Source organism: Sphingorhabdus sp. (assembly GCF_029865925.1).
Classification (GTDB): Bacteria; Pseudomonadota; Alphaproteobacteria; order Sphingomonadales; family Sphingomonadaceae; genus Sphingorhabdus_B.
Window position 1 is genome coordinate 1 of sequence record NZ_JARXAI010000081.1, and the last position, 14118, is coordinate 14118.

Sequence of the window (14118 nt, forward strand, 5' to 3'; positions counted from 1 at the left end):
CACGGTCGCGCCAACGGGAATGGGCGCTAGAATCTCGGAGTCGTGAAAAGTGTGGATGGAGCCTATCGCAAATGGTTTGTTATGGTCAAATTGCACAGACAAAACGAAATGCGAAACTAGAACCGGCGGCACAATAGCACCGCCGAAGGGGGACTCACCGTCGATATGCCATGTGTTCATTTTCCATGCTTCATACCACGGATTGAAATCTTCCACAGCGTCAGCATACAATATCACCAATTCGGGCGTAATGTGGAGATCTCGGGATAGCTCATCACCAATCTCTACCATATCCCAATAGGTTTGAGACCCTTGTTCTAAGCTATCAATGAATTCGCGCGTCTGCTCTATTTGTATATCGCTCAACGGACGAAGGGCGTCAGTTCGGATGGTATCGGCTTTCATCTCTCATTCCCTTGCTTTATTCAAACACCAACATCGACTTCCACCCAGCCGACTGTTTTCTTTTCGCCCGCTTCGTTCTCGCTCCAGATATCGACCGTGAACCTGAAACCATTTCCCTTGGGCGTCTTTTCTTTGACCACGCCATGCGTAACGATCACTTCGTTAGCCAGCGTAGAGGCCACATATTTGCAAACCATGCGGGCATTACTAAACATCTGAGCACCGAAGTGATTCACACACATTTCGGCCAAATAGGCTGAGGACATTTCTCCCGTTTGGATCGGTGCAGAAAGACCTGTTGCGGCAGCGTATACAGGGTCCCAGTGGTTCGGATTAAATCGACCCCAAAGACGCGAACCCATCAGCTGAATTACGGCCCTCTTCTTTATACTCTCAAGATTGTACCCGACTGGCGTGTCGCGCGTAATCAGTAAGGAATTCAGCGCGTCGGTGCGGCTCATCAGGTGCCTCCTATTCTGCACTTGTGCAGCAAAGTTAGATTCTTTTCTGACTTAAGAATGTATCAAGCAGTCAGTTTCGTCAACACTATTGTTGAAAATTCTGCAATGTTAGTGCAAACGCTTTAATCTTGATGTCGACGGCAATTGAATCTGGTGAATCGCTGATTGCGCAAGGCACCAGAATAATGGCAGTACGGCATACGTCCTGACAAATTCGTGATGTTGGGGCCGCGCTTGCAGATGCGAGTTTAGAATGGGAACTAGGGACGACTTATGAAACCAGTGAGCAACATCGGGAAACGCCGCAAACTTGCAAAAGACGATTCCAGCGCATCATATGACGCGCGCCGAAAAGAGATTGCCGAAGCCTCAATAAGCGTTTTTAACCGTCGGGGCTTTAAGGGCGCCAGCATGAGTGCGGTAGCCGCGGAACTCGATATCGATCGAGCATCTCTCTATTATTACTTTTCATCAAAAGAGGAATTGTTTGACCAGCTCGTGCGCGCCGTGGTCGAACGAAACCTCGAAATCATCAAACAGATAGAATCAAGCGGCGCCAGCCCTAGCCGCAAATTGCGCGACCTTATCAATGCATTGATGGCGTCTTACGGAGATAACTACCCTCTGTTTTACATATATATTCGCGAGAACCTTAGCCACGTGAGCGATGACCGAACTGAATGGTCCAAGTCCATGCGCAAAATCAACGCCGAGACCGTTGATGCCGTCATTTCAATTATCGAAACGGGCTATGCTGATAATAGCCTAAGAAAAGTCGGATCGGCTCGTGTTGTAGCTTATGGCATCTTGGGCATCGTCGGTTGGACCCACCGGTGGTTTCGGCCTGATAGGAGCGATATAAGCGCCGAGGAAATCGGCAAGACATATGCCGAACTGTTGTTGGCTGGCCTGGAAAGTCCTTACGGGCCTTAGAGGGTTAAGCGCTTACCGGCTTTGAAAAGTTGATAACTTTAGCCTGTGTGAATTCAAGCAACCCGTGCATCCCCATTTCGATGCCAACGCCTGACATTTTCGCCCCAGCAAATGGAGTGTCAGGACCGATATCGCCGTGCTTGTTGATCCACACTGTTCCGGAATCGAGCTGCGCAGCGACTGCACCGGCTCTCTCGCTGTCCGACGACCAAACCGAATTCCCAAGGCCAAAACTGCTGTCGTTCGCGCGCGCGACCACGTCATCCAGGTCTGAAAAGCGCATGACCGGCAGAACTGGGCCAAATTGTTCGTCGGTTACCAGGCGCGCATTGTCCGGGATATCGCGAACGATCGTCGGGTTGATGAAATAGCCTGGACCTTCCGGGCTGTCGCCGCCCGCAATTATTGTTCCTGCAGTGCGTGTTTCTTCGATTAAAGTTTTAAGCTTGTCGAACTGTACACGGTTTTGCACGGGGCCAAGCTGTGTGCCTTGTTGCGACCCCGGCCCGACAATAGTAGCGTTTGCGATTTCAGCGAGTTTTGAACAAATGGCATCATATTGGCTGTCGTGCACGTAAAGGCGCTTGAGCGCGATACAGACCTGACCATTGTTCGTGAAGGCAGAATCGAATAGTTGCTGCGAGACAATGTCTGGATCGCAATCGTCGAGCACAATCCCAGAATCGTTGCCGCCGAGTTCAAGCGTCATCCGCTTGAGTGTGTTCGATCCGGATGCCATTACTTTCATACCGGTGGTGGTCGATCCCGTGAAGCTGACCTTGCGGACGAGGGGATGACTGGTGAGCACATCACCGAGATCATTCTTATCGGTAACGATATTTGCCACGCCTGCCGGAACGATATCTCTCCATAGTGCTGCGACTTGCAATGTTGCCAGCGGTGTGGTTGCAGCTGGCTTTACGACCACGGTATTGCCCGTAATTAACGCTGCGCCTACCTTATTTACAGCGGTAAGAACAGGAAAATTCCACGGAACGATCGCTGCTACTACACCAAGAGGGCGGCGGTGTAGTTCGATCCGCCGAGCTTCGCTGTCTTCAATCATTTCGACCGGAATTTCGAGCCCTGCATAATAGCGCAGAAAATAAGCTGCGCCGCCGACCTCGCCTTGCGCATCGCCGATTGGCTTTCCCTGTTCACTTGTTAATGTGCGGGCAATGGATTCGAGGTTGGTCTCTATTGCTTCGGCCATCTTGATGAGAACCGCACGGCGCTCGTCGAGCGAGGTTGCGGACCAGGTGGGGAAGGCGGCAGCAGAAGCTGTCACGGCATCTTCAATTTCCTCACGAGAAGCGCAGGCACAGGCCGCAAAGACTTCTGCTGTCGCCGGATCAACCACATCAAGCGTTCGGCTGCCACGCGTCAATTTACCGTTAACCAGCATGTCGTAGCGCACTTCCATTACAAACTCTCCTAATTCGGTATCTATCAGATTCCCTTGGCACCCAGAACTTTCGATCGACCAGCAACATCGGCGGGAGTAGCCTCCAGATCTTCACGCGACAGCCATTTGCTGGAGCAAACCATGCCATGGTCTTTCAGTGCTCCATAACGGGATACCCCTTAACGATAATTTCTGTCAGAAAAATTTATAGCCGTCAACACCTGTGTTAAATAGCATTGAGCCGCAATTCATTTGAATTGGAGGATATTATTACACGAAGCTTCCATACGATAAGTCCCTATTTCATCTATTTAAATATCTAATATTTAATGAAAATATGGTCCCGTTCAGATCATTAGACCCGAAGTTAAATCCAGCAACGAGGCAGCAAGATAATCAACATATACGTTGACAATTCTATCTTCGCCTGCAAATTCATGGTCGATACGCACCGTGGGTCGGTGAAAATAGAAAGCGGGCGGCAGTGCGATTATGATTGGACGGAACGACAGTGCGAAAGATCAGGATTGGGTCCTCAATGCGCTCACCGTGGCAAACTTACCCACCTTGTGCTGTTTACTCGTCCACCTGACGGGCGATCGCAGCTGGATCGAAGGCGAATTTGTTCCATCGCGAACCCGTGGTCTGGATGATAATGACAGCGGTGGTTTCTCCGAGGGCGTTAAGCAAAAAATCCGAGACGCTGCTCATATCGCATTGACCGACTGGTTATCTGGAAAAAGCCCCGCACTTCCAAATCCGACGGATGAATTGCTTGTTGAGATGATGGGCACATCACTGGGCGAAGTCGTGCCGCAATCATATGCGCCAATGATCCGCAACGACTTGGCATTAAGCGATAACTCCGTTGCGTCCTCGATAAGCACGCCGGCGAATTCCGATTTCTGCGCCTTGATTATCGGAGCTGGAATTTCCGGCCTCTGCGCGGCGATAGCGTTCGAAGCGGTAGGCATCCCCTACACTATAGTTGAGCGTCACAATGACCTGGGCGGTGTATGGTTTGAAAATCGGTATCCCGGCGCGGCATGTGATGTTCCGAGCTATTTATACTCATTTTCATTCGCTGCATACGACTGGTCAAGATTTTTTGCCGGCAGCAGCGAGATCCATAATTATCTAGAGAGTGTAGTAGACAGGCACGACATTCGTCGCCATATTCGTTTTGGTCTCGAAGTTGTCGAAACCCGCTTTGACGAGATTTCCGGAAAATGGGAAGCCAGTCTGATCGATGCAAACGGCACACAGCAGCTTATGCGCGCCAATCTTTTGATCAGTGGAGTTGGCACATTTAACAAGCCTAGAATGCCTAATATCCCAGGACTGGAGGACTTCAAGGGACGAAGCGTCCACACTGCCCGCTATCCCGAGGAAGGCATGGATCTTGAGGGCCGGAACGTAATTTTGATCGGAAATGGCGCAAGTGCTATGCAAGTTGCGCCCGCGATCGCAGACAAAGTCGCCTCGCTCACTATTGTACAACGCACGCCACAATGGGCTGCACCATTTCCAAAGTTCGGTAAGGAAATCCCTGGTTCATTAAGACGTTTGTTGATGGAAGTACCGCTGTATCGGTTGTGGTATAGGCTGCGGCTCAGCTGGGCCTTTAACGACAAGCTATACGAAGCTGTGCAGCAGGATCCTTCTTGGGACGGTGGCGGTCGATCAATCAATGCCATTAACGACGCGCATCGCGCAGGTTTAGAGGCATATATCAAGTCAGAACTTGGCAGTTCCATAAACCTCCTGCCGCAGGTGTTGCCTGGCTATCCGCCCTTTGGAAAACGTATGCTTTTAGACAATGGTTGGTTCCGCACTTTGGCTAAAAAGAACGTCAAACTCGTCACCGGCTCTGTTGTAGAAGCGCACGCCACTGGCGTCACTACAACTGACGGTAAGAAACACGAGGCGGATGTTTTGATATGGGCAACCGGGTTTGATGTCGTAAATCTTCTAGCTCCAATGAAGGTCATAGGCCTCGGCGGCCGCGAGCTTCATGATGATTGGAACGGTGACGACGCGCGCGCCTATTTAGGTACAGTTGTCCCCGGTTATCCAAATTTCTTCTGCCTGTACGGGCCGAACACCCAGTTTGGGCATGGTGGCAGTCTTATAACCGTCCTTGAACGGCAGATGCATTATGTCATGTCTCTGGTTCGACAAATGCTTAAAAAGGGAGCCACCCAGATCGAAGTCGATAAGCACGTTCATGATGCGTATAATGAGAAGGTGGACAGCACACACGCAGGCATGGTCTGGACCTATCCCGGAGTTGAAACTTATTATAAGAATTCAAAAGGCCGTGTGGTTGTTAACAATCCTTTTCGGATCCTCGAATATTGGCAAATGACAGAGACGGCTGATCTGACTGAGTTTAAAATGGGGCGATATGCGCTCGACCCTACCGAAACTGCGGTGGCTTGAACGATGTCGGATCCCGTTGAAATTCAACAGCTTGATGGAATTTTGATTATTGCCATAAACCGGCCGCTTCAACGCAACGCCGTCAACAGAGCAGTGTCGCTTGCCATCGCAACCGCCGTCGACCGGTTAGAATCTGACCCCGAACTGCGTGTTGGCATTATAACTGGTCACGGTGGGTATTTTTGCGCAGGCATGGACTTAAAGGCGTTCGCGGATGGGGAGCGGCCGGAAATTGAAGGAAGAGGCTTTGCAGGCTTAACCGAGGCGCCGCCAGAAAAACCCCTAATTGCTGCCGTAGAAGGTTTTGCCTTAGCTGGTGGGTGTGAACTAGCACTCACATGTGATCTGATTGTAGCGGCAGAAACTGCTTGGTTCGGATTGCCAGAAGTTCAACGCGGACTGGTGGCAGGTTCAGGTGGCCTTGTCCGTTTGCCGCGCCGGATTCCGGAAGCAATCGCGCTTGAATATGCCCTGACCGGAGAGCGAATGGATGCCAATACTGCCCACAAATGGGGGTTGGTGAACCGGGTAACAAAGGAAGGGGCCGCACTGGACGGGGCAATAGCGATGGCCAAGGCAATCACTGCCAATGCGCCGCTCAGTATTGCAATGACGAAACGTATTGTTCGTGAAGCTCCAAATTGGGCAGAGGCCGAGATATGGACGTTGCAACGGCCATTAGTAGATTTAGTTATCGGATCAGAAGACGCTCTTGAGGGCGCTCGGGCATTCTCGGAAAAGCGCGCTCCTCAGTGGAAAGGCCGTTGATGAAACACGTCGCAGTAGTTGGAGGCGGCACAATGGGTGTCGGCATTGCATATGTATCCGCCATGGCAGGTGCAACAGTGACGGTTGTGGAGCCCGATCAATCTCGTGCATTGGCATTTAACCGCACTGTCGATGAGACTATTCTGTCGTCCATCGCGCGCGGCAAAATAGACGCGGCAGGCGGCGATGCGCTTCGTTCCCGAATTGAGCGCGTGACGACGGTTGAACAAGTACCACTGGTCGTAGATGTCGCGATAGAAACGGTATCTGAAAAACTGGAACTCAAACTTGAAGTATTGGCTGCCATGGCAGCACGTGCGCCAAAATTGATCGGTAGCAATACAAGCGCAATGTCGATTGATCGGCTCGCACAAGCCTTGCCCGATCCAACCATATTTTTGGGAATGCACTTTTTCAATCCGGTCTGGTCGCTACCTCTGGTCGAGTTAGTGCGTGGCCAATACACTTCGGAAGCGTCCCTCATCGAGGCCCGGCATTTTGTCGAATGGCTTGGCAAGCAATCGCTTACGGTACGCGACGTCCCCGGGTTCGCAACCAGTCGGCTCGATCTGATCTCCAGCCTTGAAGCGATGCGAATGGTTGAGTCAGGCGTTACAACTGCAACAGATATCGACAAGGCTGCGGTCCTTGCATACCGGCATCCAGTAGGGCCACTGCGCCTGAGTGATATCGTCGGACTAGATGTGCGGCTCGATATCGCCCGAACATTGGAGGCCGCGCATGGGTCTCGTTTTTCACCACCCCAAATCCTTATTGATATGGTCGCTGAGGGTAAGCTGGGTGTCAAATCCGGCGAGGGCTTCTTCTCTTGGCCTCAATGATTTCAACTTTGTTTTGGAGCAACTCACATGGCATCTGACTTATTTCAATCCTCGTTATGCGATACGGCAGAGCATCATCGGGACCTGCGCGATAGCGTTAGCAAACTCGTTGGCAAATTCGGGCGTAAGTATTTTCAGGATGTCGTAAATAAAGGCGAGCAGCCTAACGCGCTTTGGAGAGAATTGGGCGACGCAGGTTTTCTAGGTGTGCACGTATCCGAAGAATATGGCGGCGGTGGCGGCGGTCTTGCCGAATTAAATATCTGTATCGAAGAAACGGCAGCCAAGGGCTGTCCGATACTTGCTATGGTTATTTCATCGATCACAGCGCCCATCATTGGGAGTGTGGGAACAGAGGCAATGAAGCGCGAATGGTTGCCCGACATCGCGGCTGGGAAACGCAAAATGTGCTTTGCGATTACCGAGCCCGATGCAGGCTCAAACACCCATAAAGTCTCTACACACGCGGTTAAGCGCGGTGACCGTTGGGTCATTAATGGCGCTAAATACTGGACGTCAGACATTGATCAATCCGCCGCCGTTATGGTCGTTGCACGCGATGGCGCCCCCGTCACTGACGGGTCGCGTCAAGGGCTGTCGTTGTTTGTTGTACCTACCAATACGTCGGGCATTTCCATGACCCGCATCGATGCAGCGCTGCGCACTTCCGAAAAGCAGTTCACGGTATTCTTTGACAATGTCGAAGTTCCCGAAGATGCGTTGATCGGAGAACCCGGCGCGGGGTTAAAGCAGGTATTCGCTGGCCTGAATCCAGAACGAATCGCTGCGGCGGCTATTAACAACGGCATTTCTAGGTTCGCCATTGAACAGGGCGCGCAATATGCCAAAGACCGATCCGTATGGAATACGCCAATTGGCGCGCATCAGGGGGTGGCTCACCCACTTGCAGAGGCGTATATCAACGTACAAGCAGCTCGCCTTCTCAACGCACGCGCAGCCCAATTATGTGACAATGGGGAGGACGCGGCCGAGACTGCGAATATGGCAAAATTTGCTTCAGCGGAAGCATCATTGAAAGCGCTCGATCAGGCAATTCAAGTCCACGGCGGCAATGGTCTTTCTAACGAATATGGTCTTTCCGATTTGTGGTTTATTGCGCGCCTACATCGAACTGCCCCGGTCAGTCGCGAAATGATCCTGAATTACGTATCAACGCATAGCTTAGGTTTGCCAAAGAGTTACTAACCTATGGAAGCGAATTTAGTCACTTTGTTGCGATCCCACGCGACGCAAAAGCCCCAATCACCGTGCCTTACATTCGGTACGGAAACATTGAGCTTTGCCGATGTGGATGCGCGTGCAAGTCGTGTTGCACGCGCGCTGGCAGCTTCGGACATCCAATCAGGCGACCGGGTCGCCATCGTTGCCCGCAATACATCGGTTCATTTCGAGCTATTTTTCGGATGTGCTAAATCTGGTGCCATATTCGTGCCTATCAACTGGAGATTATCGGCACGGGAAATCGCAGATATTCTTGCAGACGCGTCTCCATCGCTCCTTTTTATCGAGGATGAATTTCAGCCTTTGCTTTCGCTTGTCATGCCGCATCAGGCCCGGACACTGCTGAGTCATTATCCGATGTGGCGAGACTCTGAGCACCCCGACGACGCCGGGCATACACCATCGCCAAATTGTCCGCTTCTTTTGCTCTATACGTCTGGCACAACAGGGATCCCCAAGGGGGTTGTCCTCAGTCACGGTAACCTGTCATATCTTGCCCGGATGGCCCACGAATTGTGGGACATGTCCGATCATAGTGTCAATCTTGTGGCCAGTCCGCTTTTTCACATTGGTGGCATTGGTTATGCCATGACCTGCATGAGCCAGGGTGGCCATACAGTGTTGATGCAGCAAGTTGTGCCGCGTGACATCGTCGCGGCCATTCAAGATAATAAAGTCACGCACGGGTTTTTCGTGCCAACCGTAATCCAGATGCTGCTCGACTTGCCCGGTGTTGCTGACATGGATCTGACTAGCCTTAACCGCATTGTCTATGGCGCTGCCCCCATTGGAGAAGCAGTGTTAAAACGGGCGATCGAAATATTCGGTTGTGGATTTATGCACACGTACGGCATGACGGAAACAGGCGGAACTGTCGTGATGCTGGCGCCGGAAGAACATGAACCCGATGGCCCCTTTGCCAATCGTTTACGGTCATGCGGTCGGCCCATGCCGTGGAACGAGCTGATGCTGGTCAATCCAGCGACAGAAAATCCGGTAGCGGTCGGGGAAGTTGGCGAAATTCGTATCCGTTCCAAAGCCAACATGCTCGGATACTGGAACAAGCCTGAAGAAACCGCAAGAGCCATCACAGCAGACGGCTGGCTGCGCACGGGTGATGCTGCTTACCGCGATGAAGACGGCTTTATCTACATGCACGACCGCTACAAGGATATGATCGTATCAGGTGCGGAGAATATCTATCCGACCGAGATCGAGAATGTGCTTTATCAACACTCAGATGTCGCCCAGGTCGCCGTTATTGGTGTCCCCCACGAGCGCTGGGGCGAGACACCCAAAGCCTTTGTGGTTGTGCGTAAGGGAAGCCATCCGTCAGAATCCGAACTCATTGCTTTCACACGCGCGCAATTGGCTCATTATAAATGCCCGACTTCAGTGGCGTTCGTTACGCAATTGCCGACGAATGCATCGGGCAAAATTCTCAAAAAAGAAATGCGAAACCCTGAGTGGTTGAAGGAAAATGCATGACCATAGGTCCATCCGCTCGGTTACTTCGCGGCTTCGCGGTAGATTTTCTCACCTGCCACAATCCGGCAGCGGTTGAGGCGATTATGGAGCCCGATTATGCGCTCAGCATAAGCGGTGTTCTCATTGCCGGACGCGATGACGCATATCTGCCCGCAACCGCTGCGCAGCTAGACCAGTTTCCGGGTCTTTGTGTGACGGTGCACGATACTGTCATTGGCCCGGATGCCGTAGCCATGCGTTTCACCGAACATGGAGTTTCCAACCGACATAATGGGCGGCTTTCGACTTGGGGAGGCGTGACGCTATTCCGAATTAAAAATGGTCGGCTGCATCAGGGCTGGGCCGAAGAGGATTATTTCGCACGCAAAAGGCAGCTGGCGCATGGGACATGCGATGTAGTGCAATCACCTCACCCTGCCCCCTGGGACGCCCCATGCGAAGCGCCTAACGACGAGGTAGAGGCCATCGCACGCGGGTTCCTCAATAACCCAGCCAACTGGGCCGACGCCTCGCACATTGATGAAATTAGTGCAGAGGGTCCTCGTTTTGCTGATCTTGTTGTCGTTGCCGAGATCACCGTCGATCACCTATTTTCGGCAGGCAATCGCGGTGCTTTCCACCTCTCGTGCACCGGCAAATACAAGGGCGGCTTTCCCGATCTGGATCCTGCACTTGTCGGCCAAAGCGTGATCCTCCGGCTCGCCGGATTATTCGACGTGACCGATGGCGCAGTCTCTCGCATTCAGGTTTGCGCCGACCGGCTCGGACTAAACCGTTCGTTAATGGAGCCCAAATGAGCAAGATCATAATCACTTGTGCCGTGACTGGCGGCGCGCATACACCGACCATGTCGGACGCGCTGCCCTGCACGCCTGCGGAGATTGCCGAGCAGAGCATTGCAGCCGCCGAAGCCGGCGCTGCGATACTTCACCTTCATGCAAGGATACCGGAAGACGGCCGCCCCACTGGTGACCCTGATGTCTACAACCAGTTTCTCCCCGTTATCAAACAACGGACCGATGCTGTGGTCAATATCACTACCGGCGGTTCGGCGACGATGCCATTGGCTGAGCGCCTGCGTGCGGCCGTTAGATTCAAGCCCGAAATGTGTTCGCTCAACATGGGCACCATAAACTTTGCCATGTTTCCTGCCGCCAAGCGGGTCAGCAGTTGGAAGCATGATTGGGAAAAGGATTACATTCTCGGTTCCGACGATTTCATTTTTCGTAACACGTTCCGGGATATCGCGACAATATTGGAGACAATGGGTGAAGCGGGCACGCGTTTCGAGCATGAATGCTACGACGTCGGTCACCTTTATAACCTTGCCTACTTTGTCGATAGCGGCGCTGTAAAGCCGCCATTCTTCATCCAGATGATCTTTGGGATTATGGGTGGCATCGGGCCTGACCTTGAAAATCTGATGTTCATGAAATCTACCGCCGACCGGTTGTTCGGCAAGGACAGTTTCCAGTGGTCTGTCCTCGCTGCTGGCAAGTATCAGATGCCATTTCTCACTCAAGCCGCACTCATGGGAGGGCACGTCCGCGTTGGGCTCGAGGATAGCCTATTCATCGAACGTGGCCAGCTTGCGGTATCGAACGCGCAGCAGGTCGAAAAAATCGTGCGCATAATTCACGAAATGGGGCATGAACCAGCGACGCCGAGCGAGGCACGCATTATGCTGGGTCTCAAAGGCGGCGACAGAGTGGAGTTTTAATGCATGGCACGGACAATAGTCGACCTTTCCATCTATCTAGAAAATGACGTAATTTCAGACCCGCCACCATATCAGCCGAAGATCGAATATATCGACCACAATACGTCGATCCCTTCCCTGATTAATTTTTTCCCCGGCCTAACGGCACAAGATTTGCCGGACGGTGAGGCTTGGGCGATCGAGAAGGTTGAGTTGATAACGCATAACGGCACCCATCTCGACGCGCCCTATCACTTCGCTTCAACCATGAACAAGGGCGAGCGTGCGATAACGATTGACGAGGTGCCACTCAATTGGTGCTTTCAGCCCGGGGTGAAGCTTGATTTTACGACATTCGCAGACGGCTATGTCGTGACCGCCGCTGATGTAGAGGCAGAACTCACGCGTATTGGTCATACACTTTCCCCACTTGAAATCGTTGTCGTTAACACGGCTGCGGGTAAGCGTTACGGACAGGATAACTATGTCACATCTGGCTGCGGCATGGGTTACGAAGCGACTATGTACCTTCTTGAACGCGGCGTCCGCTTGACGGGAACCGACGGCTGGAGCTGGGACGCACCGTTTGTCCATACACGCGAAGCGTATGAATCAACTGGCAATGCGGAATTGATTTGGGAAGGTCATAAAGCCGGGCGCGATATCGGATATTGTCACCTCGAAAAGCTGCACAATCTAGAGGTATTGCCGCCCACGGGATTTACCATTGCCTGTTTCCCGATGAAGATACGAGCTGCGTCAGCGGGTTGGACGCGGGCTGTGGCAATATTTGAGGATTAACCCTCCTCAAACAATCTTCTCGGCCAAATCAAACATAAATGGGGCAGTTTGCTTCACAGATGGCCGGTCGCGGTGATGCGCGTCGAACCGCTTCAAATTTGGATACAGCACATTCCAATCGTCCATGTCAGGCGCGAAGTTTTGCCAAGCGGTAATCATGCCAGTATTGATCACTATGTCTTGCATGCCAAGCAGTGCAATCACAGCAATATCGGCCAGACCAAAATGATCTCCAACAAAAAATTCGCGGTCGCCAGCTTGGCGGTTGATGTCGGTGAGGCCGCCATGGGTTGCGACTTGATCAGTACGACCATCCACAACCAAGTGAACGGCGCACAACTGACCGATTACGAAGTGTTCGCAATGATCGCTTTGGTCTTGCTGGTGGGCCGCGGCACCATAGTCAACTTCCTGCCCCTTGCTATGGAGTATCTGGCACGGCATCCACGCGATTTTGCCCAACTTTCAGCCAATCCGCAAAAGATACCTCAACAGGTCGCGAAAATGCTCCGCCACTTTCCGGTGGTCGCGCAGGCGCGGCTTGTCACAAAGGATCTCTTGCGAGACGATGTGGAACTCAAATCTCGCGACATGGTGCTGGCTCCCTTAACCCTGTATGGCGTCAACGAACGCGTAAATCCTGATCCGATGCACCTGAATTTTACGTGAAAAGGATGCTATCTCGGTTCATTCTTCGGCGACGCCCATATCTATGCGGGGATGTACCTTGCGAATATGGAAATTGTCGTTATTGGGAAGGAATAACTACAACGCATCCCGACCTTCCGGCTTCGACCCGTTTTCAAGATTGTGGTGCATTCAGATGTAGTCGCCGACGTCGAGCGACTGGAGCTGTAATGGGACGTCGATGTTCGCAACTAAACACCCCCCCACAATCGCAACACCGCGTGACGACCTTAAATGAGGGGTGCGGCGGGACCACTGGACAAAGGTAGCTGGGCCGAGTTTTCGGGCCATAAATTGCTTCTTTTGAGCGCAGTACTTGGTCTTACCACAAGCATGAACGCCGTCATGATCTATAGTCTGGGATCTTTTATAGGGCCATTGAACGCGGAATTTGGATGGGACCGGGGAAGCATCTCACTTACGGTCTCGGTCCTGACGTTCGGCGTTTTTATGTTCGGGCCAATTGTAGGCAGGCTGTGCGACAAATATGGTGCAGCTAGGGTCGGGGCTTTGAGCTTGCTTGGCTACGGCATAGCTGTGATTGCAATGACGATGCTGGTCACTAACCTTTACAGCTTCTGGCTTGCCTATTTTTTCATTGCCATGCTTGGTGTAGGATCGACTCCGATTGTACTTGTAAGGCCGATTACCGCCGCATTCGACAAACGGCGCGGCCTCGCCTTGGGGATCGCTCTCACTGGCGCAGGGCTTGCCGGCTTCTGGGTTCCCAATGTTGTCACCGAAGTCAGCGCCGCATTTGGTTGGCGCGCGGGGTACTGGACGATTGGGTCACTTGCCATGCTAGCTGCTCCGATCGTCTGGTTCGGCTTTGGTCCGGCCGAACGCCGCGCGACCGCCGCTGCATCGACAGCTGGACCCAAAACCGGGCTTTCATTAGCCGAAGCGCGCAACACCAAGGCATTTTGGTTTGCAACCATACTATCC

The 14118-nt window shown here is 52.4% G+C and carries 16 protein-coding genes; 11 read left to right on the top strand and 5 right to left on the bottom strand.

Annotated elements, in window-relative coordinates:
• Positions 1-405 (bottom strand): MaoC family dehydratase (locus tag QE270_RS08135; RefSeq protein ID WP_300037834.1); only part of this gene is annotated, 405 nt, incomplete at its 3' end.
• 20 nt (positions 406-425) lie between these two features.
• Positions 426-866: a MaoC family dehydratase gene (locus QE270_RS08140; RefSeq protein WP_300037837.1), complete on the bottom strand. Its 441-nt coding sequence runs from the start codon at positions 864-866 to the stop codon at positions 426-428.
• A 273-nt stretch (positions 867-1139) separates the two neighbouring features.
• On the opposite strand from QE270_RS08140, the gene QE270_RS08145 reads away from it, so the two are divergent.
• Positions 1140-1799, top strand: coding sequence for a TetR/AcrR family transcriptional regulator (locus QE270_RS08145; protein ID WP_300037839.1), 660 nt, complete (start codon positions 1140-1142; stop codon positions 1797-1799).
• Between the two features lie 4 nt (positions 1800-1803).
• On the opposite strand, the gene QE270_RS08150 is transcribed toward QE270_RS08145, so the two are convergent.
• Together QE270_RS08150 and QE270_RS08155 are read right to left on the bottom strand one after the other, a co-directional pair.
• Complete coding sequence (locus QE270_RS08150) at positions 1804-3222, bottom strand: aldehyde dehydrogenase family protein (protein WP_300037841.1); 1419 nt, start codon at positions 3220-3222, stop codon at positions 1804-1806.
• 558 nt (positions 3223-3780) lie between these two features.
• Positions 3781-3915, bottom strand: coding sequence for a hypothetical protein (locus tag QE270_RS08155; RefSeq protein WP_300037844.1), 135 nt, complete (start codon positions 3913-3915; stop codon positions 3781-3783).
• A gap of 120 nt (positions 3916-4035) precedes the next feature.
• Here QE270_RS08155 and QE270_RS08160 point away from each other — a divergent pair, with 120 nt between their 5' ends.
• From QE270_RS08160 to QE270_RS08195, 8 genes are read left to right on the top strand one after another with little or no spacing between them, the layout of a single operon-like run.
• Entirely contained in the window at positions 4036-5646 is a 1611-nt protein-coding gene (locus QE270_RS08160; RefSeq protein ID WP_300037847.1) for an NAD(P)/FAD-dependent oxidoreductase, read from the top strand.
• A 3-nt stretch (positions 5647-5649) separates the two neighbouring features.
• Positions 5650-6414: a crotonase/enoyl-CoA hydratase family protein gene (locus tag QE270_RS08165; protein ID WP_300037850.1), complete on the top strand. Its 765-nt coding sequence runs from the start codon at positions 5650-5652 to the stop codon at positions 6412-6414.
• Complete coding sequence (locus QE270_RS08170; protein ID WP_300037853.1) at positions 6414-7256, top strand: 3-hydroxyacyl-CoA dehydrogenase NAD-binding domain-containing protein; 843 nt, start codon at positions 6414-6416, stop codon at positions 7254-7256. Before QE270_RS08165 ends, QE270_RS08170 begins: the two co-directional genes overlap by 1 nt.
• A 27-nt stretch (positions 7257-7283) precedes the next feature.
• Positions 7284-8462: an acyl-CoA dehydrogenase family protein gene (locus QE270_RS08175; protein WP_300037856.1), complete on the top strand. Its 1179-nt coding sequence runs from the start codon at positions 7284-7286 to the stop codon at positions 8460-8462.
• Positions 8463-8465: 3 nt separating this feature from the next.
• Entirely contained in the window at positions 8466-9986 is a 1521-nt protein-coding gene (locus QE270_RS08180; protein WP_300037859.1) for a long-chain-fatty-acid--CoA ligase, read from the top strand.
• Positions 9983-10783, top strand: coding sequence for an ester cyclase (locus QE270_RS08185; RefSeq protein WP_300037862.1), 801 nt, complete (start codon positions 9983-9985; stop codon positions 10781-10783). The genes QE270_RS08180 and QE270_RS08185 overlap by 4 nt, the downstream gene beginning before the upstream one ends.
• The gene (locus QE270_RS08190) at positions 10780-11706 is read left to right on the top strand and encodes a 3-keto-5-aminohexanoate cleavage protein (protein WP_300037865.1); all 927 of its coding nucleotides are present in this window, start codon (positions 10780-10782) and stop codon (positions 11704-11706) included. Before QE270_RS08185 ends, QE270_RS08190 begins: the two co-directional genes overlap by 4 nt.
• Before the next feature lie 3 nt (positions 11707-11709).
• Positions 11710-12486: a cyclase family protein gene (locus QE270_RS08195; protein ID WP_300037868.1), complete on the top strand. Its 777-nt coding sequence runs from the start codon at positions 11710-11712 to the stop codon at positions 12484-12486.
• Between the two features lie 6 nt (positions 12487-12492).
• Here the strand turns inward: QE270_RS08195 and QE270_RS08200 are convergent, their stop codons facing one another.
• The gene (locus QE270_RS08200; protein ID WP_300037871.1) at positions 12493-12804 is read right to left on the bottom strand and encodes a glutathione S-transferase C-terminal domain-containing protein; all 312 of its coding nucleotides are present in this window, start codon (positions 12802-12804) and stop codon (positions 12493-12495) included.
• Between the two features lie 6 nt (positions 12805-12810).
• On the opposite strand from QE270_RS08200, the gene QE270_RS08205 reads away from it, so the two are divergent.
• A complete protein-coding gene (locus tag QE270_RS08205; RefSeq protein WP_300037874.1) occupies positions 12811-13155 on the top strand; it encodes a hypothetical protein in 345 nt (114 codons plus the stop codon).
• 252 nt (positions 13156-13407) lie between these two features.
• The coding region (locus QE270_RS08210) for an MFS transporter (RefSeq protein WP_300037877.1) at positions 13408-14118 on the top strand (711 nt) is incomplete at its 3' end.